Annotated in this window: 21 protein-coding genes and 1 tRNA gene; 14 read left to right on the forward strand and 8 right to left on the reverse strand. The window is 72.7% G+C overall.

What is annotated here, in order from left to right; genetic code table 11:
* Positions 1 to 3: 3 nt before the first annotated feature.
* Complete coding sequence (locus tag IS481_RS16985) at positions 4 to 594, reverse strand: FxDxF family PEP-CTERM protein (RefSeq protein WP_104356350.1); 591 nt, start codon at positions 592 to 594, stop codon at positions 4 to 6.
* A gap of 96 nt (positions 595 to 690) precedes the next feature.
* A complete protein-coding gene (locus IS481_RS16990; RefSeq protein WP_104356351.1) occupies positions 691 to 1194 on the reverse strand; it encodes a protease complex subunit PrcB family protein in 504 nt (167 codons plus the stop codon).
* Positions 1195 to 1323: 129 nt separating this feature from the next.
* Here IS481_RS16990 and purU point away from each other — a divergent pair, with 129 nt between their 5' ends.
* Genes purU through IS481_RS17010 form a run of 4 tightly spaced genes read left to right on the forward strand, consistent with a single transcriptional unit; the run spans position 1324 to position 4250 of the window.
* Positions 1324 to 2208: a formyltetrahydrofolate deformylase gene (purU, locus tag IS481_RS16995; RefSeq protein WP_104356352.1), complete on the forward strand. Its 885-nt coding sequence runs from the start codon at positions 1324 to 1326 to the stop codon at positions 2206 to 2208.
* 9 nt (positions 2209 to 2217) lie between these two features.
* Positions 2218 to 2655: a YybH family protein gene (locus IS481_RS17000; protein WP_104356353.1), complete on the forward strand. Its 438-nt coding sequence runs from the start codon at positions 2218 to 2220 to the stop codon at positions 2653 to 2655.
* An 11-nt stretch (positions 2656 to 2666) separates the two neighbouring features.
* Positions 2667 to 3650, forward strand: coding sequence for a YheT family hydrolase (locus IS481_RS17005; protein ID WP_104356354.1), 984 nt, complete (start codon positions 2667 to 2669; stop codon positions 3648 to 3650).
* A 54-nt stretch (positions 3651 to 3704) separates the two neighbouring features.
* Entirely contained in the window at positions 3705 to 4250 is a 546-nt protein-coding gene (locus tag IS481_RS17010; protein WP_104356355.1) for a DUF2946 family protein, read from the forward strand.
* 70 nt (positions 4251 to 4320) lie between these two features.
* Here IS481_RS17010 and IS481_RS17015 read toward each other — a convergent pair whose 3' ends face one another.
* Positions 4321 to 5220: a c-type cytochrome gene (locus IS481_RS17015; protein ID WP_104356356.1), complete on the reverse strand. Its 900-nt coding sequence runs from the start codon at positions 5218 to 5220 to the stop codon at positions 4321 to 4323.
* A 289-nt stretch (positions 5221 to 5509) separates the two neighbouring features.
* Here IS481_RS17015 and IS481_RS17020 point away from each other — a divergent pair, with 289 nt between their 5' ends.
* The 4 genes from IS481_RS17020 (at position 5510) to IS481_RS17035 (ending at position 11397) form a co-directional block, all read left to right on the forward strand.
* On the forward strand, positions 5510 to 7228 hold the full coding sequence (locus tag IS481_RS17020) for an NADH-ubiquinone oxidoreductase-F iron-sulfur binding region domain-containing protein (protein WP_104356430.1): 1719 nt from the start codon (positions 5510 to 5512) through the stop codon (positions 7226 to 7228).
* Positions 7225 to 10017, forward strand: a complete 2793-nt coding sequence (gene fdhF, locus IS481_RS17025; RefSeq protein ID WP_104356357.1) for a formate dehydrogenase subunit alpha — start codon at positions 7225 to 7227, stop codon at positions 10015 to 10017. The genes IS481_RS17020 and fdhF overlap by 4 nt, the downstream gene beginning before the upstream one ends.
* Positions 10018 to 10025: 8 nt before the next feature.
* Positions 10026 to 10101 (forward strand) — tRNA-Arg (locus IS481_RS17030).
* A gap of 408 nt (positions 10102 to 10509) precedes the next feature.
* Entirely contained in the window at positions 10510 to 11397 is an 888-nt protein-coding gene (locus IS481_RS17035; RefSeq protein WP_104356358.1) for a DMT family transporter, read from the forward strand.
* Positions 11398 to 11428: 31 nt separating this feature from the next.
* Here IS481_RS17035 and IS481_RS17040 read toward each other — a convergent pair whose 3' ends face one another.
* Positions 11429 to 12478, reverse strand: a complete 1050-nt coding sequence (locus IS481_RS17040) for an AraC family transcriptional regulator (RefSeq protein ID WP_104356359.1) — start codon at positions 12476 to 12478, stop codon at positions 11429 to 11431.
* Positions 12479 to 12557: 79 nt separating this feature from the next.
* Between IS481_RS17040 and IS481_RS17045 the strand changes: the two genes are divergently transcribed.
* On the forward strand, positions 12558 to 13787 hold the full coding sequence (locus tag IS481_RS17045) for an MFS transporter (protein ID WP_104356431.1): 1230 nt from the start codon (positions 12558 to 12560) through the stop codon (positions 13785 to 13787).
* A 29-nt stretch (positions 13788 to 13816) separates the two neighbouring features.
* The gene (locus IS481_RS17050; protein WP_104356360.1) at positions 13817 to 14845 is read left to right on the forward strand and encodes an NADP-dependent oxidoreductase; all 1029 of its coding nucleotides are present in this window, start codon (positions 13817 to 13819) and stop codon (positions 14843 to 14845) included.
* Between the two features lie 18 nt (positions 14846 to 14863).
* On the opposite strand, the gene IS481_RS17055 is transcribed toward IS481_RS17050, so the two are convergent.
* From IS481_RS17055 to IS481_RS17070, 4 genes are read right to left on the reverse strand one after another with little or no spacing between them, the layout of a single operon-like run.
* A complete protein-coding gene (locus IS481_RS17055; protein ID WP_104356361.1) occupies positions 14864 to 15910 on the reverse strand; it encodes an ABC transporter substrate-binding protein in 1047 nt (348 codons plus the stop codon).
* 50 nt (positions 15911 to 15960) lie between these two features.
* Positions 15961 to 17589 carry an ABC transporter substrate-binding protein gene (locus IS481_RS17060; protein ID WP_104356362.1) on the reverse strand — a complete coding sequence of 543 codons (1629 nt, stop codon included), beginning with the start codon at positions 17587 to 17589 and terminating at the stop codon, positions 15961 to 15963.
* Positions 17590 to 17636: 47 nt separating this feature from the next.
* Positions 17637 to 18875 (reverse strand): acyl-CoA dehydrogenase family protein, encoded by a 1239-nt coding sequence (locus IS481_RS17065; protein WP_104356363.1) that lies wholly within the window; start codon positions 18873 to 18875, stop codon positions 17637 to 17639.
* A 13-nt stretch (positions 18876 to 18888) separates the two neighbouring features.
* The gene (locus tag IS481_RS17070; protein WP_104356364.1) at positions 18889 to 20073 is read right to left on the reverse strand and encodes an LLM class flavin-dependent oxidoreductase; all 1185 of its coding nucleotides are present in this window, start codon (positions 20071 to 20073) and stop codon (positions 18889 to 18891) included.
* A gap of 236 nt (positions 20074 to 20309) precedes the next feature.
* Between IS481_RS17070 and IS481_RS17075 the strand changes: the two genes are divergently transcribed.
* Genes IS481_RS17075 through IS481_RS18605 form a run of 4 tightly spaced genes read left to right on the forward strand, consistent with a single transcriptional unit; the run spans position 20310 to position 24270 of the window.
* Positions 20310 to 21299, forward strand: a complete 990-nt coding sequence (locus IS481_RS17075) for an ABC transporter permease (RefSeq protein ID WP_104356365.1) — start codon at positions 20310 to 20312, stop codon at positions 21297 to 21299.
* Positions 21300 to 21315: 16 nt separating this feature from the next.
* Complete coding sequence (locus tag IS481_RS17080; protein WP_104356366.1) at positions 21316 to 22308, forward strand: ABC transporter permease; 993 nt, start codon at positions 21316 to 21318, stop codon at positions 22306 to 22308.
* Positions 22309 to 22312: 4 nt separating this feature from the next.
* Positions 22313 to 23323 carry an ABC transporter ATP-binding protein gene (locus IS481_RS18600; RefSeq protein WP_104356367.1) on the forward strand — a complete coding sequence of 337 codons (1011 nt, stop codon included), beginning with the start codon at positions 22313 to 22315 and terminating at the stop codon, positions 23321 to 23323.
* Entirely contained in the window at positions 23320 to 24270 is a 951-nt protein-coding gene (locus tag IS481_RS18605) for an ABC transporter ATP-binding protein (protein ID WP_104356368.1), read from the forward strand. Before IS481_RS18600 ends, IS481_RS18605 begins: the two co-directional genes overlap by 4 nt.
* Positions 24271 to 24273: the final 3 nt, after the last annotated feature.

The following is a 24273-nucleotide window of genomic DNA, read 5'->3' on the forward strand; positions in this document are numbered from 1 at the left end:
GGCTCAGCGCGACCCGCGCCGGCGCCGCGCCACGGCCGCCACGGCGATCAGCCCCAGGCCCATCAACGCATAGGTCTCGGGCTCGGGCGCGTGGGCCACGTAGGAGACGCCCATCGTCGCGTCGTAGTGGCCCGGCTGCGTCAGCCCGATGTTGGAGCCATAGATCGCCAGCGTGTAGTCGCCCGGGTCCAGGTCGGCCGCGTAGAAGCTCGCGCGCTCGGCGCGGGCGATGCCGAAGCCGGTGCCGATCGCGGTCTCGATGCCGCCGCGGATCAGCGAGATCAGGTCGATGCTGAGGCCCGAGAGGAACGAGCCGCGCGTGGGGCTGTCCGGATGCAGGTCGCGCACCGGATGCAGCGCCAGCTGGCCCCACAGCCACGAGACCGGATCGGTCAGCGTGAAGGTGTAGTAGCTGACGAAGCTCCGGTCGGGGTCGTCGTGGCCACCGCTGCCGCCGGTGCAGGTGCCCGAGAAGGTGACCGGCGTGTCGCCCGGCAGCGCACCGAGGCTGAAGCTGGGGGACGTGCAGGTGGCGGCGTGGGCCACGCCCGCCGCCCACGTGGCCGCGGCCACGAGCAAGGTTCGCAGGAACATGTGGACTCTCCCTGGGGTGTTGGTATGCCGTGCATCGTCGAAGCACCGCCCCGGGGCGTCAATCCCTCGGCACCCCCTCGCTTCGGGGGAAGCCGCTCAGCGGCCGATGCGCGCCGTGCCGATCTGCACGTCGCCGTCGGCGTCGCCCACCTCCAGCGTGCGCCAGCTGCCCTTGGGCACGACGACGAACAGGCAGGGCTGCGTCAGCGCGGCGCCGTGCATGCGGTCCGGCGAGGGACGCTGCAGCCGCACCGGCAGGCGCAGCACCTCGCCGCGCTGCACGACCTGCGCGGCCAGCAGCTCGATGCCGTAGCCGAGCGAGGGCTGCGTGCCCATCGAGTAGGCCAGCACGCGCTGGCCCGCCCAGTCCACCGGCGCCTCGAACACCGACGCCGCGGCCTCGCCCAGCGTGCGGCGCCAGGCGGCCTCGTCGTCGAACAGCGCGGCGCCCTCGCCCGGCCAGGGGCATTGCGTGGCGTGCCGCTGCTGCAGCACCGGCACCGGCGTGTCGCCCATGCGGGGCGGGTGGGCGCAAGCCGAGGCCAGCGCCGCCAGGGTCAACGCGGCCAGGGGACGGCCGCAGGCGGAAAGTCGTCTCATGCCGATGTTCTAACCCAGCCGGCGGCCGACCGTGCATGCAGCCCGACGCGCGGCACGAGGATTCCGCCGCAGGGCCGCAGGTCCGCGCCTCCGTACAATCACCGGGTCCCCAAACGCCCGAAAGCGTGCATGAGCTCCACGTCCGAATTCGTCCTCACCCTCTCCTGCAAGGACAGCAAAGGCATCGTCTACGCCGTCTCCGGCCTGCTGTACCAGGCGGGTTGCAACATCATCGATTCGCAGCAGTTCGGCGACGTGCAAGGCCAGGGCGGCACGGGCCTGTTCTTCATGCGCGTGCATTTCGAGGCGCCGCCGCACCTGGCGGACGTCGAGACGCTGGACAAGCTGTTCGCCAACGTGCGCGAGCAGTTCGGCATGCAGGCGCAGTTCCATTCGCTGGCGCGCAAGCCGCGGCTGCTGATCATGGTCAGCAAGCACGGCCACTGCCTGAACGACCTGCTGTTCCGCTGGCATTCGGGCCAGCTGGCGGTGGAAATCCCGGCCATCGTCTCGAACCATCCCGACTTCGCCGAGCTGGCACGCAGCTACGGCATCCCGTTCCACCACCTGCCGCTGGCCGCCGGCGCCTCGCTCGAGGCCAAGCGCGCGCAGGAAAAGCAAGTGGAGGCGCTGGTGACCGAGCACGGCGTCGACCTGGTCGTGCTGGCGCGCTACATGCAGATCCTGAGCCCCGAGTTCTGCGACTTCCTCAAGGGCCGCGCGATCAACATCCACCACAGCTTCCTGCCCAGCTTCAAGGGCGCGAAGCCCTACTACCAGGCGCATGACCGCGGCGTGAAGCTGATCGGCGCGACCGCCCACTACGTGACCGCCGACCTCGACGAAGGCCCGATCATCGAGCAGGACGTCGAGCGCGTGGACCACACCCTCGGCCCCGAGGACTTCACCGCGGTCGGCCGCGACGTCGAATGCGTGGTGCTGGCGCGCGCCGTGCGCTGGCACGTGGAGCACCGGGTGCTGATGAACGGCCACAAGACCGTCGTGTTCAAGTAAGCCCCGCCGATGTCCTCCGCCCCGCCCCCGTTCGCCTCGCCCGACGAAACCGAAGCCCTGTTCTACGAGTGCCTGCAGCGCGGCGACATCGAGACGCTGATGTCGCTGTGGTCGGACGACGACGAGATCGTCTGCGTCCACCCCGGCGGCCGGCGGCTGGTGGGCCTGGCCCAGATCCGCACCGCCTTCGAGCTGATGTTCGCCAACGGCTGCCTCAACATCCGGCCCGACCACGTGCGCCGCGTGCAGACGCTGACCACCGCGGTGCACAGCGTGCTCGAGACGGTCGGGCTCGGCTCGGGCGACAAGCCCCGCGTCGGCTACGTGCTGGCGACCAACGTCTACGTGAAGACGCCGCAGGGCTGGCGCATGGTGTGCCACCACGCAACCCCGGGCACGATGGGCGAGACGCAGGACACGGCCCAGGGACCGACGACGCTGCACTGACCACGACGCCCATGCACGCCTACCGGTCGCCACGCTGGCTCATCGGGGGCCACATGCAGACGATCTGGCCGGCGCTGTTCGCGCGCCGCTTCGCAGGCACCCGCCCCGACTACGCGCGCGAGCGCTGGACCACGCCCGACGGCGATTTCGTCGACGTGGACCGGCTGGTGCACCCGGCCGGCGCGGTGCCGCCCGCGCACGCGCCGCTGCTGGTGCTGTTCCACGGCCTGGAAGGCTCCTCGCGCAGCCACTACGCCGAGGCCTTCGCGCATTTCGCGCAGCAGCGCGGCTGGCACTACGCGGTGCCGCATTTCCGCGGCTGCTCGGGCGAGCTGAACCTCGCACCGCGCGCCTACCACTCGGGCGACTACGAAGAGGTCGGCTGGATGCTCGGGCGGCTGCGCGCCGCGCACCGCGGGCCCATGCTGGCCGTGGGCGTGTCGCTCGGCGGCAATGCGCTGCTGCGCTGGGCCGAGGAAGCCGGCGACAGCGCGGCCCGCGTCGTGCGCGCGGTGTGCGCGGTGTGCTCGCCGCTGGACCTGGCTGCCGGCGGCGCGGCGATCGACCGCGGCTTCAACAAGCAGGTCTACGCGCGCATGTTCCTGCGCACGATGAAGCCCAAGGCGCTGCGCAAGCTGGCCCAGCATCCCGGGCTGTTCGACGCGCAGCGGCTGATGCGCGCGCGCACGCTGTACGAGTTCGACAACGTCTTCACCGCGCCGCTGCACGGCTTCCGCGACACCGACGACTACTGGCGCCGCGCCTCGTCCAAGCCGCACCTGGCGCTGGTGCGCGTGCCCGCGCTGGTGCTCAATGCGCTGAACGACCCGTTCGTGCCGGCGGCCAGCCTGCCGCGCCCGCGCGAGGTCGGCCCCTGCGTGACGCTGTGGCAGCCGCGGCACGGCGGGCACGTGGGCTTTCCGGGCGGCGGCTGGCCGGGCCACGTGTTGACACTGCCGGAAAAGGTGTTGGACTGGCTCCAGGCGCAACTTTGAGCGAGGATGTCTCTCGAGGCGCCCGAAGGCGCGAGACCCACGAGGAAGCCCCGCATGGACGAGATCGTCAAGGCAGCCCTGAAGAAATGGCCCAACGTGCCGGCCTGCCACGGCTGGCTGGCGCTCGATGCGCGCGGCGACTGGTACATGCGCGACGACCGCGTCCAGGCCGCCGGCCCCTTCCCGCAGGTCAAGGGCAGCCGCATCACGCACGACAAGCTCAAGGAATTCATCCACCGCAACTACGCCGCCGACGAGCACGGCGCGTGGTTCTTCCAGAACGGGCCGCAGCGCGTCTACGTCGAGCTGGAAGCCGCGCCCTGGGTGTGGCGGCTCGACGCCACCCCGGACGGCAGCGTGCGCATCACCGCGCACACCGGCGCGCCGGCGCAGTTCCGCTCGGCCTGGCTGGACGAGCACGGCCGGCTGTTCCTCGACACCGACCTGGGCCTCGGCGTGGTGCACACGCTGGACATGGAAGCCGCCGCGCAGACGGTGGAAAGCGGCCGGTGGCCGGTGACCGAGGTGCGCTTCGAGGAGCTGCCCGCGCGCCACGGCTACGTGCTGAGCCCGCAGCGCGCACGGCAGCAGCAGGCCTGATCCGGCACCCCGGAAAACGAAAAAGGCCGGGCAATGCCCGGCCTCGTCTCGTGCAGCGCGCCTGCGGTGCTTACTTGACCGCGTCGACCATGTAGCTGACCGCCGCGCGGATGTCGGCTTCGGAGGCGGTCATCGCGCCCCCCTTGGGCGGCATCGCGCCCTTGCCGTTGAGCGCGCTGGCCACCAGCGCGTCCAGGCCCTGGGCCAGGCGCGACTCCCACTGGGCCTTGTCGCCGAACTTCGGCGCACCGGCCACGCCGGCGGCGTGGCAGACCTGGCAGGCCTGGTTGTACAGTGCCTGGCCGGCAGCAGCGCCACCACCGGCGGACGGCTCGGCGGCCGGCGCCGCGGCGGCCTGGTTGGCTGCGGCCACGGCCGCAGCCGCCTGCTCGGCCGCCGCGGTGTCGGCAGCGGACGGCTCGGTCTGGGCCGCCTCGGCAGACTGGGCCGCCGGGGCCTGGGGCTCGGCCAGCTTGCCGCCCGACTGGTTGGCCATGTAGACCACGGCGCGGCCGATCTCGAAGTCGGTGAAGTCGCCGCCGCCTTGCGGGCCCATCGCGCCCTTGCCCTTCAGCGCCGAGTTCAGCAGGGCGTCATAGCCCTGGGCCAGGCGCGGCGCCCAGGCCGCGTTGTCGCCCAGCTTGGGCGCGCCCGCGGCACCGGTGGCGTGGCAGGCCGCGCATTGCGCGGTGAAGACCTGTTCGCCGGTGCGCAGCGTGGCGGGGTTGGACATGTCGCGCAGCTCGACCGTGCCGACCGGCTGGATGCGACGCAGCACCGCCTCCTCGCTCAGGCCGTCGCTGCCGGCGCCGGAGCGCTTGTCGGACGCGACATAGGTGACCAGCAGGATGATGCCGATGATCGGCACCAGAAACGCGAACACCACCGTGGCGATCAGCTGCTTGGGCGTCCTGATCGGGCCTTCGTGCGGCGCGTCATGTTCGTCGTGCGTGTGTTGGTTCTCGCTCATGGGGCTCGGATCCTTGACTGCGGGAGCGTGTGTTTGGAAGTGGGGCGGGCGTCCGCGGCGCAAAACTTTGGGATTATAAGGGCCCGCCCTTGCGATCCGGTGCCGGTTTCCACACCCGGACCGCGTCGGCGCTTCCCCGCCACGCCAGGCGCGCCTTTCGCACGGCAGCACCGGCCCGCGCCGCATCCCGGCGGCCGCGAAGATGCGCATGGACTTTCGCGGGCGCTGGTGCATATTGTGGGCAGCGCGCCGGCCGCGGGCCGGACGCCGCATGCCGCACACCACCACGATGAATTCGACCGTGATCCCCCTGCGCCCGGCGCAGGCCCCCGACCGTGAACGCCGCCGCCGCGCCCCCAAGGGCCGCCAGGTGGACCCCCGGGCCCTGCAGGACGTGCGCGAGACGCTTGCCGAGCTGCCGCTGCGACGCGACCTGCTGATCGAGCACCTGCACGCGCTGCAGGACCGCTTCCGCCAGCTCACCACCGCCCACCTCGCCGCGCTCGCGCAGCTGCTGAGGCTCTCGCAGGCCGAGGTCTACGAGGTCGCGAGCTTCTATCACCACTTCGACGTGGTGCGCGAGAACGCCGACGGCAGCTTCGACGCGCCGCCGCGCCTGACCGTGCGCGTGTGCGCCGGGCTGTCGTGCGAGCTGGCTGGCGCGCGCGGGCTGCTGCAGCGCCTGCCCGCGCTGCTGGACGCCGACGTGCGCGTCGTCGCCGCGCCCTGCGTGGGCCGCTGTGCCGAGGCGCCGGTCGCGGTGGTGCACCAGCGGCCGGTGCCGCAGGCCACGCCCGAGTCCGTCGCGGACGAGGTGGCTGCCGGCCGCATCCGCGACGAGCTGCCGCCTGCGATCGGCTACGACGCCTACCGCGCCGCGGGCGGCTACCGCCTGCTGCAGGACTGCGTGCAGGGCCGGCGCGACGTCGAGGCGGTGCTGCAGGCGATGGACGACGCCGGCCTGCGCGGACTGGGTGGCGCGGGCTTTCCGGCCGGGCGCAAGTGGCGCATCGTGCGCGCCGAGCCCGCCCCGCGCCTGATGGCGGTCAACATCGACGAGGGCGAGCCCGGCACCTTCAAGGATCGGCATTACCTGGAACGCGACCCGCACCGCTTCCTCGAGGGCATGCTGGTCGCCGCCTGGGCGGTGGGCGTCGAGGCGGTCTACATCTACCTGCGCGACGAGTACCACGGCTGCCGCGGGCTGCTGCAGGCCGAGCTGGCGCGCCTGCAGGCCGACCCGCCCGTGCCGCTGCCGCGCATCGAGCTGCGCCGCGGCGCCGGCGCCTACATCTGCGGCGAGGAGTCGGCGATGATCGAATCGATCGAGGGCAAGCGCGGCATGCCGCGCCTGCGCCCGCCGTACGTCGCGCAGGCGGGCCTGTTCGGGCGGCCCACGCTGGAGCACAACTTCGAGACCCTCTACTGGGTGCGCGAGATCCTCGAGCGCGGCCCGCAGTGGTTCGCCTCGCACGGCCGCCACGGACGCCGTGGCCTGCGCTCGTTCTCGGTCTCGGGCCGCGTGCGGCGCCCCGGCGTGCACCTGGCGCCGGCCGGCATCACGCTGCGCGAGCTGATCGACGAACACTGCGGCGGCATGGCCGAGGGGCACGAGCTGTACGCCTACCTGCCGGGCGGCGCGTCGGGCGGCATCCTGCCCGCGCGCCTGGCCGACCTGCCGCTGGACTTCGACACGCTGCAGCCGCACGGCTGCTTCATCGGCTCGGCCGCGATCATCGTGCTGTCGCAGCACGACCGCGCGGTCGATGCAGCGCGCAACCTGATGCGCTTCTTCGAGGACGAGTCCTGCGGCCAGTGCACGCCCTGCCGCGTCGGCACCGCCAAGGCACGCCGGCTGATCGAGCAGGAGCGCTGGGACGTCGCGCTGCTCACGCAGCTGTCGCAGGTGATGCGCGATGCCTCGATCTGCGGGCTGGGCCAGGCCGCGCCCAACCCGATCGACTGCGTGCTGAAGTACTTCGCCCACGAACTGGAGCCCGCCGCATGAGCGCGCCGACCTTCACCTTCACGCTCGACGGCCGGGACGTGGACGCCCTGCCGGGCGAGAGCATCCTGCAGGCCGCCCGGCGCCACGGCGTCGAGATCCCGCACCTGTGCCACAAGGACGGCCTCGCGCCGGCCGGCAACTGCCGCGCCTGCGTGGTCGAGATCGAGAGCGAGCGCGTGCTCGCCCCTTCCTGCTGCCGCGCGCCCGCGCCCGGCATGCAGGTGCGTGCGCGAAGCGAGCGCGCCCGCGCCGCGCAGAAGATGGTGCTGGAGCTGCTGCTGTCCGACATGCCGGCGCAGCCGCGCACCCGCGACGACGAGCTGGCGCACTGGGCGCGGCGACTGGGCGTGGACCGGCCGCGCTTCGCGCCGCGCGAGCAGCCCGCCCCCGACACCACGCACCCGGCCATCGCGGTCAACCTGGACGCCTGCATCCAGTGCACCCGCTGCCTGCGCGCCTGCCGCCACGAGCAGGTCAACGACGTGATCGGCCTGGCGCACCGCGGCGCGCACGCGAAGATCGTGTTCGACATGGACGACGCGCTCGCCGCCTCGACCTGCGTGGCCTGCGGCGAATGCGTGCAGGCCTGCCCGACCGGCGCGCTGGCGCCGGCCAACGGCACGGCACTGCAGGAAGCCGAGCGGCAGGTGCCCTCGGTGTGCCCGTACTGCGGCGTGGGTTGCCAGCTGACCTACCACGTCAAGGACAACCGCATCCTGCGCGTCGAAGGCCGCGACGGCCCGGCCAACCACGGCCGGCTGTGCGTCAAGGGACGCTACGGCTTCGACTACGCGCACCACCCGCAGCGGCTGACGCAGCCGCTCGTCCGCCGCGCCGACGCGCCGCCCAAGCGCGGCGACTTCACGATGGACCCGTCGCGCTGGCAGGAGGTGTTCCGCGTCGCGACCTGGGAAGAAGCGCTCGACCTTGCCGCCTCGCGCCTGCGCGAGATCCGCGACGCGCACGGCCCGCGCGCGCTGGCCGGCTTCGGCTCGGCCAAGGGCAGCAACGAGGAGGCCTACCTGTTCCAGAAGCTGGTGCGCACCGGCTTCGGCAGCAACAACGTGGACCACTGCACGCGGCTGTGCCATGCCTCGTCGGTCGCGGCACTGCTCGAAGGCATCGGCTCGGGCGCGGTGTCCAACCCGGTGATGGACGTGCTGCAGGCCGAGCTGGTCATCGTGATCGGCGCCAACCCGACGGTGAACCACCCGGTGGCGGCCACCTGGATCAAGAACGCGGTGCGCCGCGGCACCAAGCTGGTGGTGTGCGACCCGCGCCGCCCGGACCTGGCGCGCCACGCGTGGCGCTACCTGCAGTTCAAGCCCGACACCGACGTCGCGCTGCTCAACGCGATGATGCACGTCATCGTGCACGAGGGCCTGGTCGACGCGGACTTCATCGCCGAGCGCACGCTGGACTACGAGGCGCTGCGGCGCAACGTCGAGGGCTACGCCCCCGAGGCGATGGCGCCGGTGTGCGGCATCCCGGCCGAGACCATCCGCGAGGTCGCGCGCGCCTACGCCACCTCGCGCGCCTCCATGATCCTGTGGGGCATGGGCGTGAGCCAGCACGTGCACGGCACCGACAACGTGCGCTGCCTGATCGCGCTGGCGCTGATGACCGGCCAGGTCGGCCGCCCCGGCACCGGCCTGCACCCGCTGCGCGGCCAGAACAACGTGCAGGGCGCCTCGGACGCCGGGCTGATCCCGATGATGTACCCCGACTACCAGCGCGTCGACGCGCCCGACGTGCGCGAGCGCTTCGAGCAGCTGTGGGGCACCAAGCTCGATGCCCGCCCCGGCCTGACGGTGGTCGAGGTGATGGACGCCGCGCTGGCCGGCCAGGTGCGCGGCATGTACATCATGGGCGAGAACCCGGCGATGTCCGACCCCGACGCCAACCATGCGCGCGAGGCGCTGGCCGCGCTGGAGCACCTGGTCGTGCAGGACATCTTCCTGACCGAGACCGCCTACCTCGCCGACGTGGTGCTGCCCGCCAGCGCCTTCCCGGAGAAGACCGGCACCTTCACCAACACCGACCGCACGGTGCAGCTGGGCCGCCAGGCGCTGACCCCGCCCGGCGACGCACGCCAGGACCTGTGGATCATCCAGCAGATGGCGCGGCGCCTGGGGCTGGACTGGGACCACGCGCACCCGCGCGAGGTGTTCGAGGAGATGCGCCGCTGCATGCCCAGCATCGCCGGCATCACCTGGGAACGGCTGGAGCGCGAGCATGCCGTCACCTACCCCTGCCCCGAGGAAGGCGCGCCGGGCCAGCCGGTGGTGTTCACCGACCGCTTCCCGACGCCTACCGGGCGCGGGCGCTTCGTGCCGGTGGACGTGATCCCGGCCGACGAGCGCCCGGACGACGAGTACCCGATGGTGCTGATCACCGGCCGCCAGCTCGAGCACTGGCACACCGGCAGCATGACGCGCCGCACCGGCGTGCTCGACGCGCTGGAGCCCGACCCGGTGGCCCTGGTGCATCCGCTGGACCTGGAGCGCCTGGGCGTGGCCCCCGGCGGCATCATCACGCTGCAGTCGCGCCGCGGCGAGGTGTCGCTGTACGCCCGCGCCGACGACAGCTCGCCGCCCGGCGCGGTGTTCGTGCCCTTCTGCTACTACGAGGCCGCGATCAACAAGCTGACCAACCCGGCACTGGACCCGTACGGCAAGATCCCCGAGTTCAAGTACTGCGCCGTGCGCGTGCGGCCCGGCGGCCGGGTGCCGCAGCGCACCGGTTACGCGGGCTTCACGGAGCAACCGGCCGAGAACGCGTTACCATAGCGGTCTTTGCGCCCGTAGCTCAGTGGATAGAGTATTGGCCTCCGAAGCCAAGGGTCGCTGGTTCGATTCCAGCCGGGCGCGCCAGATCGACCTTCCCCGGCCGGCCGTCACGCGCTGACCTCGGGCCGCCCGAAACTCCCTCGCCTCGCTCCCCGCCGCCCTCCGTTGGCCGGTTGAACGCTTCCGTCAGGAATGCCAGGAACGCCTGGATCTTCGGCGCCAGGTGCTGGCGCGAGGGGTAGACCGCATGAAGCGTGGTCTCGACCGTGCGCCAGTCCTGCAGGACGCATTGCAGCCGCCCGGTAACGCGCGGGGACTGGCGCGCGGGGACTGGCGTCCGGCCCCATGGCCGGCTTCGACGCCGAAGGGGTGCGGCGGGAATTCGGCCCCGGACCGGACGACGTGCCGGTGATGCGGGTCGCCGTCGGCTGCCCCGCGCCCGGAAACCGGCCGCGAGCCTCGCCGGCCGCTGGCCGGGGTGCTGGAGTTCCCATGAAGTCGAACACACGCAACGTCCTGCTGACCGCCATCGCACCGGTCGTCTGGGGCACCACCTACGCGATCACCACCGAGTTCCTGCCGGGCTACGCGCCGATCACCGTGGCGATGCTGCGCGCGCTGCCGGCCGGGCTGCTGATGCTGCTGCTGGCGCGGCAGCTGCCCACCGGCATCTGGTGGCTGCGCGTGTTCGTGCTGGGGGCGCTGAATTTCTCGATCTTCCTGAGCACCCTGTTCATCGCGACCTACCGCCTGCCCGGCGGCGTGGCCGCCACGGTGGGCGCGGTCCAGCCGCTGCTGGTGGTGTTCCTGGCCTACGCGCTGCTCGGCACGCCGATCCGCGCGCTGGCGATCGGGGCGGCACTGCTCGGCGTGGCCGGCGTGGCGCTGCTGGTGCTGACGCCCGGCGCCGCGCTGGACCCGGTCGGCATCGTCGCGGCGCTGGTCGGCGCGGTCGCGATGGCCTTCGGCACGGTGCTCAGCCGCCGCTGGCGGCCGCCCGTCCCGCTGGTGGCCTACACCGCCTGGCAGCTCACCGCCGGCGGCCTGCTGCTGGTGCCGGTGGCGCTGCTGTTCGACCCGCCGATGCCGGTGCCGACGCTTGCCAACCTGCTGGCGCTGGCCTGGCTGGGCCTGATCGGGATGGCACTGACCTACCTGCTGTGGCTGCGCGGGATCACGCGCCTGGAGCCCTCGATCGTCTCGCCGCTGCTCCTGCTCAGCCCGGTGACCGCGGTGGTGGTCGGCTGGGTGGCGCTGGGCCAGGCGCTCACCCCCTGGCAGGTCACGGGCGCCCTGCTCGTGGTGGCCAGCATCTGGCTGGGGCAGCGCTACGCGGCACCCCGGCCGGTGGCGGGCGCCGCGGCGGACGCGGCGCGCTGAGGCGTCGCCCGGGTGGCGGGCGGCGCGTCCGTCAACCGGCCAATGCCACGGCGTCTGCGGGCAGGTTCGCCCCGCCCGTGCCGCGCGGACGTGCGCGCTCGGCGCGGGTTTCGCTCGGCGGGTGGCCGATCACGCGCTTGTAGGCGCGGCTGAACGAGGCTTCCGAGTCGTAGCCGAGGCGATGCGCGGCCACCGAAATGCGCATGCCCTCGGCGATCCAGCGGCGCGCCTGGAACATCTTGATCCTGGTGACGTACTTCGCCGGGCTTTCGCCGACGGTGCGCGTGAAGGCCTCGGCAAAGCTCGAGCGCGAGGCCCCCATCAGCGCGGCCAGTTCCGGCACGCGCCAGTCGCGCTCGGGCTCGGCGTGGATCGCCGCCAGCACCTTGCCGACGCGGGGGCAGCGCACCGCGGCGATCCAGCCGGTGGCGTCGCTGCAGGCGCATTCGACCCAGGCGCGGATGATGGTGGCGGCCACCACGTCGGCCAGCCGCGCCAGGATGCCGCAGGCGCCGATGCGGCGGAGCTCGACCTCGCGCTCCATCGCCTCCAGCAGGGCCGGCACGGTGGGGTCACGCTGCGCCAGGTCGGCCGCGCGCATCACGTCCGGCATCATCGCGACCAGCGGGTGCAGCGGGTCGAGGTTGAAGCTCATCGTGCCGCAGAACATCACGTCGGGCAGCCCGTCGTCCGACGTGCCGGCCGCGTCGCCGCGCACCAGGTAGATGTTCTCGGACACCGCGACGCGCGCGAGCGAGGCGATGTCCACCGCCGGCACCGCCGGGTCGCTGGCCAGCACGTGGGAGCTGCCGCGCGGCAGCAGCACCGCGTCGCCGGGGTTCAGGCGCATCCAGTCGTCCGAGGTCGCGGTGCGCAGCCAGCAGCCGCCGTGCGAGACGAAGTGGAACCCGGCCGCACGCTGCGCCGGAAACGCCACCGCCCAGGGCCGGCGCAGCTCGCAGCGGCCGTACTCCACCCCGTCCAGCCGCAGGCCCAGCAGGATCTCGGTGAGCGTGTCCGGCACGCCAGGCGGCGGCGCAGGCGGGCGATGGCAGACACTGCCGGAGAAACGGTCAAGCATTTCGGATTCCTCGGCATGGAAACGCCGGGATCCTATCCCTAAGCTCGCGGTTCGCACAACACGAAACCGCTTGCTCGACATGTCTTCCACCTCGCCTACCCCCTGCCTCGATGCGGGCGCGGCCCGGGCCTGCCCGGCGGCCCGCCCCACCTCCGCAGCCCAGGCCCGCTGGCCTGCCGTCGCCTCGCTGACGCTCGGCGTGTTCGGCCTGGTCACGACCGAGTTCCTGCCGGTGAGCCTGCTGACCGCGATGGCCGGCGACCTCGGCGTGACGGCCGGCATGGCCGGCCAGGCGATCACCGCCACCGCGCTGGTGGCCGCGGTCGCGGCACCGTCGCTGCCGGTGCTGACGCGCCGGCTGGACCGCCGCCACGTGGTGCTGGGGCTGACCACGCTGCTGGCGCTGGCCAACCTGCTCGCGGTGCTGGCGCACAGCTACGCGCTGCTGATGGCCGCGCGGGTGCTGCTTGGCGTCGCGCTGGGCGGTTTCTGGTCCATGGCCGCGGCGCTGACGATGCGCCTGGTGCCCGCGTCGCTGTTCGCGCGGGCGATGTCGGTGGTGCTGGCCGGCGTCTCGGTCGCGACCGTGTGCGCCGCGCCGGTCGGTGCCTGGATGGGCAACCTGTGGGGCTGGCGCAGCGCCTTCGTCGCCGCCGGCGCGGTGAGCCTGCTGGCGCTGGCCGTGCAGCTCCGGACGCTGCCGCCCCTGCCGCCGCGCGACCACCCGGACCTGCGCGCGCTGGGCGCGCTGCTGCGCCGCCCGGCGGTGCGCATCGCGCTGCTCGCGGAGCTGCTGGTGATCTCGGGGCACTTCGCCGGCTTCACCTACGTGCGTCCGCTGATGGAGGACGTCACGCGACTGAGCGTGGGCACCATCTCGGCGATCCTGCTCGGCTACGGCATCGGCGGCTTCTTCGGCAACTTCGCCGGCGGCTGGATCGCCGAGCGCAGCGAGCGCCGCGCGATCGTGTCCGGCGGCGCGCTGATCGTGGTGCTGGCCACCAGCCTGCTGCTGGCCGGCGATTCGCCGCTCGTCACCGCGGTCGCGGTGTCGCTGTGGGGCTTCGCGTTCGGGGCCTTCCCGGTCGGCTTCCAGACCTGGATCGTGCGCGCCGCGCCGGACCAGGCCGAAGGCGCCGGCGGCCTGCTGGTGGCGGCCTTCCAGGTCGCGATCGCCACCGGCGCGATCGGCGGCGGCGTGCTGGTTGACCACATCGGCGCGCTGGGCGGGCCGGCGTTTGCCGTCACCACCCTTGCGCTCGGCACGCTGCTGACGCTGCGCCACGGCCCGCGGCCGGCGCGGGCCTGAACACCGCACACCTGCTCAGGGAGACCTTCATGACCACCGACCTCAACCGCCGCATCGTGCTCGCCGCGCATCCGCACGGCCTGCCCACGGTGCAGGACTTCCGCCTCGAGACCGGCCCGGTGCCCGAGCCCGGCCCCGGCCAGGTGCTGCTGCGCACGCTGTGGCTCTCGCTCGACCCCTACATGCGCAACCTGATGGAGCCCGTCGGCCCGGGCTATGCCGAGCCGGTGCCGCTGGGCGGGACCATGGTGGGCGGCACGGTCAGCCGCGTCGTCGCCTCGCGCCATCCGCGGTACGCCGCAGGCGACCTGGTGCTGGCCCAGGCGGGCTGGCAGGACTACGCGCTGTCCGACGGCGGCGACCTGCTGCCGCTGGGCGACGTGACGCCGCCCTCGCTCGCCCTGGGCGGGCTGGGCATGCCGGGCTTCACGGCCTACGTGGGCCTGCAGGACATCGGCCAGCCGCGCCCCGGCGAGACGGTCGTGGTGGCCGCGGCCACCGGGGCGGTCGGCCAGGTGGTCGGCCAGCTCGCGCGGCTGCACGGGGCCCGCGCGGTGGGCATCGCCGGCGGTGCGGACAAGTGCCGCATCGCCGTCGAGGAGCTGGGCTTCGACGCCTGCCTCGACCGCCACGACCCGCAGTGGCCGCAGCACCTGGCGGCCGCCTGCCCCGACGGCATCGACGTCTACTTCGAGAACGTCGGCGGCGCGGTGTTCGATGCCGTGCTGCCGCTGCTGAACCCCGGCGCGCGCGTGCCGGTGTGCGGCTTCATCGCGCACTACAACGACGGCGCCCCGCCGCCCGGGCCGGACCGGCTGCCGAAGCTGACCGCGACGCTGCTGGTCAAGCGCGTGCGCATGCAAGGCTTCGTCATCCTGGACCACTACGGCAAGCGCTACGAGGCCTTCCGCCGCGAGATGGGCCGCTGGGTCGCGGACGGCCGGGTCCGGCTGCGCGAAGCGCGCATCGACGGGCTGGAACGCGCCCCCGAAGCCTTCGTCGACCTGCTGCGGGGGCGCCACGTCGGCAAGGTGGTGGTGCGGGTCGCCGGCGGCTGAGGCCGCGGCCCGCGGACCTCAGGCGGCCTGCGCCTGCGGCGCACGCAGCTGCTGCAGCGGCTGCGCGTCCACCCAGTCGTCGACGGAGAAGTCGTGCTGCAGGATGCCCCAGCGCAGCAGGAAGTCCTTGAAGTGGCGCACGGCCTCGACCTGCTGCGGCTCGAGCGAGATGCCCAGCAGCTCGTGCACCGGGCCGTTGGAGGCACGCACCGCGTCCTCGCTGGTGCCGATCTCGTTGGCGACGAAGCGCAGCGCCTCGTCGGGATGGGTCCTGGCCCACTGGCCGGCGCGGTCGACCGCGCGCAGCAGCTCCACGACCAGGTCCGGGCGCCGCTCGGCCAGCGAGGCGTCCACGGTCAGCAGGCGCGGCGTGCCGTTGTTGATGCGGATCTTCGCGTCGGGGTGGTGGCCGAACTCGACCAGCTGCTGCGCGCCGATCAGGTTGGCGACCACGATGCCCTCGGCGCCCTTGACGAAGATCGCGTCGGCCTCGCCCTGCACCAGCGCCTGCACCTCGCGGAAGTACGGGTGGCGGCGCGGCAGGCCGAACAGGCTGGGCTCGCCGCGGAACTGGATCACCGATTCGGTGATCGGCAGGTCCACCAGCGTCACGTCGCCGGTGCCCAGCCCGACCAGCGACAGCCCGGACTCGGCGCCCTTGAGCGCGGTGGCGCGGTGGAAGTCGATCAGGTCGTTGACGCGGCGCGGGATGCCGATGCGCTTGCCCCTGAGCTGCCCGGCGCTCTCCAGCCCTCGGCCCGGCAGCGTGATCAGCGCCTGGAACTCGTCGGTCCAGGTGATCGCGACCAGCCGCGTGCGCCGACCTTCGGAGCGCGCCCAGATCGGCGGGATGTTGCCGCCCTGGCGGAAGGACCATTCGAGGTGGTGGTCGAAGTGGCTCTCGCGCACCTCGCGCAGCGGCGAGTCGATGATGGACTCCACCGCGATGCCCTGGCGGGCGAAGGCCTCGGCCAGCCAGCCTTGCCGCGCCGCGATGCCGAGCGGCGACGGCACGGGGCAGCGCGTGTACCAGACCTTGTCGGGTTGGGGCAGTCGTGCGTTCATGGGATGAGGCTCCAGTCGGAAGGATCGAGCGGGGGTCGGTGGCGGGCGCCTCACGCGTCCGCGGCGAGCCAGACGTCGGCCAGGTTGCCGGCCGTGCCGTCGGCGCCCACGGTGTGGTTGCGCACGCGCCGGTCGGCGACGGTGAAGTTCTGCTGCGCCAGCAGCGTGATGTCGGGCAGGTCGCGCGCGATGTGGCGCTGGAACTCGACGATCAGCGCGCGGCGCTTGGCGGGATCGGGCTCGGCCGAGGCGGCTTCGAGCAGGCGGTCCACCTCGGGGTTCTGGTAGCCCGAGCCGTTGGAGAACGGCAGGCCGCGCTTGAAGTTCTTCGACCAGTACAGGCGCTGGATGCCCACCGTCGGGTCGAAGGTGTTGCTCATCACGCTGACGTGCAGGTCGAAGTCGCGCTGCGTGTAGATGCGCCGCACGTAGCTCGCGAAGTCCTGCGAGGTGATGCGCAGCTCGATGCCGATGCGCCCCAACGCCTGCTTGAGGTAGTCCGCGATGCGCTGGCCGAACTCGTTGGGGATCGGCGTGGCCTGCAGCACCAGGCGCTTGTTCGGCCCGGCCTTGCCGAGCGGCAGGCCCGCCTCGTCGAGCAGGCGCGCCGCGGCCTTGAGGTCGAACGGCAGCACCGGCAGGTCGGGCTCGTAGAAGCGCGACAGCGAGGGGTGCACCGGCCCCGGGATCACCTGGCCCTGCCCGTACCAGGCCACCTTGAGCATGTGCGCGCGGTCGACCGCATGGGCGATGGCCTGGCGCACGCGCAGGTCCTGCAGCACCGGGTTCTCGAGGTTGAACTCGATGCGGTAGACGTTGTTGATGTACTCGTAGCCGCGCGTCTCGAACACCAGGTTGGGCCGGGCCTTGAGGCGCTCGACCTCCGACAGCGGCACCGGCGACGCAGGCGCGAGCAGCACCTCGCCGTTCTCGATCGCGGCCACGCGCGCGGCGGCATCCGGGATGAAGCGCGCGATCAGCCGGTCGATGTAGGGCTTGTCGCCGTCCCAGTAGTGCGGGTTGCGCTCGTAGAGGACGTGGCTGCCGCGCACCCATTCCTTGAAGATGAACGGGCCCGTGCCGACGGGCTTGTTGTTGTACGGGTTGGTGTCGGCCTTGCCGTCGCCGTACAGGTGCCTGGGCACGATGGGCGACTCGGAGGCCGCCAGCGCGGTGATGAGGTACGGCACCGGCTGGCTGAGCCTGAGCACCACCGTGTGCGCATCGGGCGTGCGGATCTCGGCGACGCGCGAGAAGGTCGCGCGCCCGCGCGGGTGGAACTCCTTGAGCAGCTGGATCGAGTGCGCGACGTCGGCCGAGGTGAAGGGCTTGCCGTCGTGCCAGCGCACGCCCTGGCGCAGCTTGAAGGTGTAGGTCAGGCCGTCGGGGCTGATGGTCCAGGCGGTGGCCAGCTGCGGCTGCGGGTTGAGCTGGAAGTCGTAGGTCAGCAGCCCTTCGACCACCTTGCCCGACACCAGCACCGAGGCGCCGGCCGAGTGCGCGATGGTGGTCAGCACCGGCGGCTCGGGGAACACCAGGTAGGTCAGCGTGCCGCCGCGGCGCGGCGTTTCCCGGGTGGCTTGCGCGAGGCCGGCCACCGGCAGCGCGGCGCCGGCCAGGCCCGCGGCGCCCCATTGCAGCAGCTCGCGGCGGGAAGAATCGAAGCGATGTTGGCCCATGGTGGGGTGATCTCCGTACAGGGGGGTTGCGGTCGTGCCGGCAGCGCTCAGGCGGCGCGCGCGGCGGTCGGGGCGTCGGCAGCGGCACGCTCCAGGGCGCGGCGGCCGGCCAGGGCACGCAGCAGGCTGTTGGACGGTGCATGGATGTGCCCGCACAGCACGTTGCGCAGGTGGCGCTCGAGCGGGTTGCGGCGCGCCAGGCCATGGTTGCCGGCCAGTTCCAGCGCCAGCCGCGTGGCCTGCACCGCGTTGTCGATCACGGTGTGCTTGACGACGCCGGCCAGCTGCGGGTCGACCGGCTCGCCGCCAGCCAGGCTCTGGTCGCAGGCGCGTGCATGGGCGCGCAGCAGCAGCGCGTTGGCAGCCAGCGCCACCTCGATCTGGCCCACCGCCTCCTGCACCGTCGGCAGCGAGGCGAGGTTGGCCCCGCCCAGCGCGGCCGGGCGGCGCTCCTGCAGGAAGCCGAGCAGCCAGTCGCGCGCGGCGCGCGCCGCGCCGTCGTAGACGGTGGCCACGAGCAGGAAGTACCACGCGTTGCCCTGCACGTCGCGCTGCAGGCCCAGCCGCGCCGGGTGCAGGCCGACGGCGTGCTCGAGCGGCACCGCCACGTCCTCGAGCACCACGTCGTGGCTCGCGGTGGCGCGCATGCCGAGCTGGTTCCAGGTCGGCACCACGCGCACGCCGGGCGCGTCGCGCGGCACGAGGAAGCTGCCCAGGCGCGGTTCGTCCTCGTCGGTGACCGCCAGCACCAGGATGTAGTCCAGCAGCGGCACGCCGGTGACGTACAGCTTGTGCCCGGACAGCCGCCACTGCCCGCCGGCGCGCCGCGCGACGGTCTTCGGCAGGCCGCCGTTGGACGGCGAGCCGAGCTCGGGCTCGACCTGCGCCGAGTTGATCAGGCCACGGCCCTGCACCGCCTCGCGCGCGACGCGCTCGGCCAGCGCGCGCGGCCAGTCGCCGTGCTCGCCGCGCGCCAGCGAGCGCGCGATCGCGGCGTGCTGGCCGAGCTGCATCGACAGGATCAGCGCGACGGACGGGTCGCCCTGCGCGATCGCGCCCACCACCGCCTGCGCGGCTTCCAGCCCCAGGCCCCAGCCGCCCAGCGCCTGCGGCACGGTCAGGGTGAGCAGCCCGGCGCGGCGCAGCGCCTCGAACTGCGGTGCGGGCGCCTCGCCGCTGGCGTCGTGCCGTTCGGCCAGCGCGGCGAAGTCCTGCGCGAGCTGCTGCGCGCGATGCACCAGCTCGGTCTGCGCGAGCTGGGACGGAGCGACATCGGCCTGGCTCATGGGATGCTCCGCCTCACAGCCGCAGGCCGGCCTGCTTCATCAGCGGCAGGATGCGGTCGCCGAAGAATTCCAGGTCGGGCTTGAAGTCGAAGAAGCTCAGCTGCAGGCCGTCGACGCCGGCACGCTTGAGCTGGATGAACTGCTCGACCACCTGCTCGGGCGTGCCGACCACCTCGATGTTGCCGCCGACGGCACGGCGTGCCGGCGCGTCCTTGCCCTCGCGGCCCTTCCACGCGTGCGCGTCGCTGTCGAAGCTGTGGAAGCCGCGCGGCGTGCGGTTGTCCGCATGCGCGACGATGGCGTCGTAGTACTGGCGCGTCTCCTTCTCGGTCTCGCGGCTGATCACCATCGGGTTGAGCAGCGTGCGCACCTCGCGGCCGATGTCGCGCGCGGCGCGCTTGACGCGCGCGGTGTGCGGCGGGAGCGCCTCGATCGCGCCCTGGAAGTCCGAGCGGCCCGGGCTGGTGATGAACACCAGGTCGGAGTAGCGCGCGGCGAACGAGATGCCCGCATCCGAGCCGGTCGCATTGACCAGCAGCGGACGGCCGTAGCGCGGCTTGGGCGTCACGAAGCCGCCGTGCATCTTCCACGACGAGATGCCCTCGAACGAGTAGTTGTCGTCCGCGGTCCACAGCTTCTGCACCACCTCGATGAACTCGGAGGCGAGCGTGTAGCGGTGGTCGTGCTCGATGCGCGGCCAGCCGAACATCTCGTGCTCGACCGCGCGGTGGCCGGTGACGATGTTGATGCCCCAGCGCCCGCCGCAGATGTGGTCCAGCGTCGCGCCCCACTTGGCCAGGTGCAGCGGGTGCAGCGGCCCGTAGAGCACGTGGATCGTCGAGATCAGGTGGATGCGCGAGGTGATCGCGGTCAGCGACGCGGTGGTCATGAACGAGTCCAGCGCGTTGCCGTCGAACACGCCGCCATAGCCGCCCTTGGGCAGCCACTGCGACAGCGCGAACACCAGGTTGAAGCCGAGCGACTCGGCCTTGAGCACGAGGTCGCGGTTGTACTCGAAGCGCCAGTCTGTCGTGCGCGGCAGCGTGGAGGCACTCCAGCCGCCGGCCTGGATGGGCAGGAACAGGCCGAGCAGGAGCGGCTCCTTCAGGGCCTGCGCGTAGGGACTGTCGGGGAACTCGGCAGGGGACGGGAACCGGTCGACGCCGACCAGTTCGCCGGGGCGATGGGTGAGGATCATGGCTGGGTGGGCAGGACGACGCTGCTTGCAATGACGATTCGGAAGCCCGCAACGGTACCCATCAACCGCCCCATCCCGAAGCCCGAAATCCGCATATCGACATGAGGCCGGGCCTCATACGCAAATGCGAAATTCGCGCTTGGAAAACGCCGCCCCGCGATGAACCATAGGCGCCCTTGTGTCGTTCATCGGGCCGCCCCGCCGCATCGCCGGCAACGCGGCGGCTGCGTCGTCTCATGCGTTCTCTGCACCGGGTTGCTTCCGTCCTTCGCCGCACGCTGCTGCTGGCGCTGCCCACCATGCTCGGCGTGGTGGTGCTCAGCTTCCTGCTGCTGCAGCTCGCGCCCGGCGACGCGGCCGACGTGCTGGCCGGCGAATCGGGCGCAGCCACCGAGGAGACGGTGGCTGCGCTGCGCGAGCGCTTTGGCCTGAATGCACCATTGCTGGTGCAACTCAAGCAGTACCTGTTGAATCTTGCGCAGTTCAGCCTCGGCGATTCGCCGCGCTACGGCATGCCGGTGGCCGACCTGATCGCGCAGCGCCTGCCCGGCACGCTGCTGCTGATGGGCGTGGCGCTGGCCATCGCGCTGTCGCTCGGCCTGCTGCTCGGCGCGGTGATGGCCACGTACGTGGGCCGCTGGCCGGACCGCGTGCTGTCGGTGCTGGCGCTGGTGTTCTATTCGGTGCCGAGCTTCTGGATCGGGCTGATGCTGATCGTGTGCTTCTCGATCCAGCTCGGCTGGCTGCCCAGCGGCGGCGCAGAGACCATCGGCGCCGGCCTCGCGGGCTGGGACGCGGTGGTCGACCGCGTGCGCCACATGGTGCTGCCGGCGCTGTCGCTGGCGCTGTTCTTCGTCGCGATCTATGCGCGCCTGACGCGCGCGGCGATGCTGGAGGTGCGCTCGCAGGACTTCGTGCGCACCGCCGCGGCCAAGGGCCTCGCGCCGTGGCGCATCACCGTGCACCACGTGCTGCGCAACGCCCTGCTGCCGGTCACGACCATGGCCGGCGTGCACCTGGCCAACATCCTCGGCGGCGCGGTGGTGGTCGAGACGGTCTACAGCTGGCCCGGCCTCGGGCGCCTGGCCTTCGAGGCCGTGATGGGCCGCGACTTCAACGTGCTGCTGGGCGTGCTGGTGCTGTCCTCGCTGCTGGTCATCGTGGCCAACATGCTGGTGGACCTGCTGCATGCCTGGCTGGACCCGCGCATCGACGCCGCGCATTGACTCCCTGCCACCGACCATGAGCTCCACCCCCACCGCAATCCGCGTCGCCGGCGCCGCTGCACGGGCGCCGGATGCCCCCGCCGTGCCGGCCGAGGCCGCGCCCGCCTGGCCCAACGTGCACGCGCCCGATGCGGCGCGCGCCCGCACCGACGAGGTCGCGCAGCCGACCAACGCGCGCCGGGCGCTGCGCGCGCTGCTGCGCAACCCCACCGCGATGGCCGGGCTGGTGATCCTCGCGCTGATGGCGCTGCCGGCGCTGGCCGCGCCCTGGCTCTACCCCGAGGACCCGCTCAGCATGGTAGACGCGCCCTTCATCCGCCCGTTCACGCAGCCCGGGTACCTCCTCGGCACCGACTCGATGGGCCGCGACGTCGCCGCCGGCATCGCGCACGGCGCGCGCGTGTCGCTGCTGGTGGGCATCAGCGCGACGCTGGTCGGCCTGGGGCTGGGCATCGCGGTCGGCGCGCCGGCCGGCTACTTCGGCGGCTGGGTCGACGAGGCGCTGCAGCGGCTGGTGATCCTGTTCCAGGCGATCCCCAACTTCATCCTGCTGATCGTGATCGTCGCGATCGCGCAGCCCTCGCTGCCGGTCATCACGCTGGCGATCGGGCTGGTCACCTGGCCGACCGTCGCGCGCCTGGTGCGCACCGAGTTCCGCGCGCTGCGCCACAAGGAGTTCGTGCTCGCGGCGCGCAGCCTGGGCTACGGGCACCTGCGCATCATCCTGCGCGAGATCCTGCCCAATGCGCTGCCGCCGCTGATCGTCTCGGCCTCGGTGATGGTGGCCACCGCGATCCTGATGGAATCGGGCCTGGCCTTCATGGGCATGGGCGACCCCAACGTGGTCAGCTGGGGCAGCATGATCGGCGCGGGGCGCGAGCAGCTGCGCACCGCGGCCTACCTGACGATGGCGCCGGGCCTGGCGATCGTGTTCACGGTGCTGGCGCTGAACCTGCTCGGCGACGGGCTCAATGACGCGCTCAACCCGCGTCTGTCGCGGGAGCGCTGACGCCATGACGCACGCCGCGCCCCCCACGCCCCTGCTCGAGGTGCAGGGCCTGACGCTGCGCTTTCCCGGGCTCACCCCGGTGCAGGACCTCGGCTTCACGGTCGGCCGCGCCGAGACGGTGGCCCTGGTCGGAGAGTCCGGCTCGGGCAAGTCGCTCACCGCGCTGGCGCTGATGCGCCTGCTGCCGCCGGCCGCGCGCATCGCGCAGGGCCGCATCCTGTTCGACGGGCAGGACCTGCTGGCGCTGCCCGAGAAGGCGATGCGCGCGCTGCGGGGGCGCGACCTGTCGATGATCTTCCAGGAGCCGATGGCCTCGCTGAATCCGGTGCGCACCGTCGGCTGGCAGATCGCCGAGGTGCTGCGCGCGCACGAGCGGCTGTCGGCCCGCGCGGCGCGCCAGCGTGCCATCGAGCTGCTCGACGTGGTGCGCATCCCCGACCCGGCGCGGCGCGTCGACGACCACCCGCACCAGCTCTCCGGCGGCATGCGCCAGCGCGTGATGATCGCGATGGCCATTGCGTGCCGGCCCCGCCTGCTGATCGCCGACGAGCCGACCACCGCGCTGGACGTGACCATCCAGGCGCAGGTGCTGGACCTGCTCGACCGGCTGCGCCGCGAGCTGTCGATGAGCCTGATCCTCATCACGCACGACCTCGGCGTGGTCGCGCAGTGGGCCGACCGCGTGGTCGTGATGTACGCCGGCCGCGAGGTGGAGCAGGCGCGGCCCGACGCGCTGTTCGCGCAGCCGCTGCACCCCTACACGCGCGGGCTGCTCGCCGCCGCGCCGCGCCTGCATCCCGACCTGCACTACCGGCGCGCGCCGCTGGCGGAGATCCCCGGCAGCATCGCCTCGGCCGTCGGCCAGGCCGGCTGCGCCTTCGCGCCGCGCTGCGCGCAGGCCCAGGCGGCCTGCCGCCAGTCCCCGCCACCGCTGCTCGACGCCGGCGCCGGCCGCCGCGTCGCCTGCACCCCGGCCCTGGCCGCGGTGCGCGCTCCTGCCCTTGCCACGCCATGACCGCCCCGCTGCTTGCCGCCACCGACGTCCAGGTCCACTTCAAGCTGCCGCAGGGCACGCTGCGCGCGGTCGACGGCGTGTCGCTCACGCTCGCGCGCGGCGAGACCGTCGGGCTGGTCGGCGAATCCGGCTGCGGCAAGTCCACGCTGGGCCGCGCACTGCTGCGCCTGGAACCGCTCACCGGCGGGCGCGTGACGGTCGACGGCGAGGACATCTCGCGCCTGGGCCACCGCGCGCTGCACCCGTACCGGCGCCGCCTGCAGATGGTGTTCCAGGATCCGTTCGCCTCGCTCAACCCGCGCCAGACCATCGGCGACATCCTCGAGACGCCGCTGAAGGTGCACGGCCTGCGCGACGCGCGCCAGCGCCGCGAGCGCGTCGCGCAGCTGGTCGACCGCGTGGGCCTGCCGCGCAGCGCGCTGGGGCGCTACCCGCACGAGTTCTCCGGCGGGCAGCGCCAGCGCATCGGCATCGCGCGCGCGCTGGTGCTGCAGCCGGACGTGATCGTCTGCGACGAGCCGGTGTCGGCGCTGGACCTGTCGATCCAGGCGCAGATCCTCAACCTGCTGGCCGCGACCAAGGCCGAGTTGGGGCTGTCGTACCTGTTCATCTCGCACGACCTGTCGGTGGTGCAGTACTTCGCCGACCGCGTCATCGTGATGTACCTCGGGCGCGTCGTCGAGAGCGCCGACAGCCGCCGGATCTGGGCCCGGCCGCGCCACCCGTACACGCAGGCGCTGCTCGCCGCGGTGCCCGGCGCCCACCGGGGCCGCGAGGCCGCGCCGCTGCCGGGCGAGCTGCCCAGCCCGCTGGCGCCGCCCCCGGGATGCCGCTTCCACCCCCGCTGCCCGCGGGCCACGGCCCTGTGCCGCCAGCAGGAGCCGGTCCTGCAATCCGTTTCAGCAACCTCGGGCGACCACGCCGTCGCCTGCCATCACCCCGACTGAGGG

The sequence above is a fragment of the Caldimonas thermodepolymerans genome, from assembly GCF_015476235.1.
Taxonomy (GTDB): domain Bacteria; phylum Pseudomonadota; class Gammaproteobacteria; order Burkholderiales; family Burkholderiaceae_C; genus Caldimonas; species Caldimonas thermodepolymerans.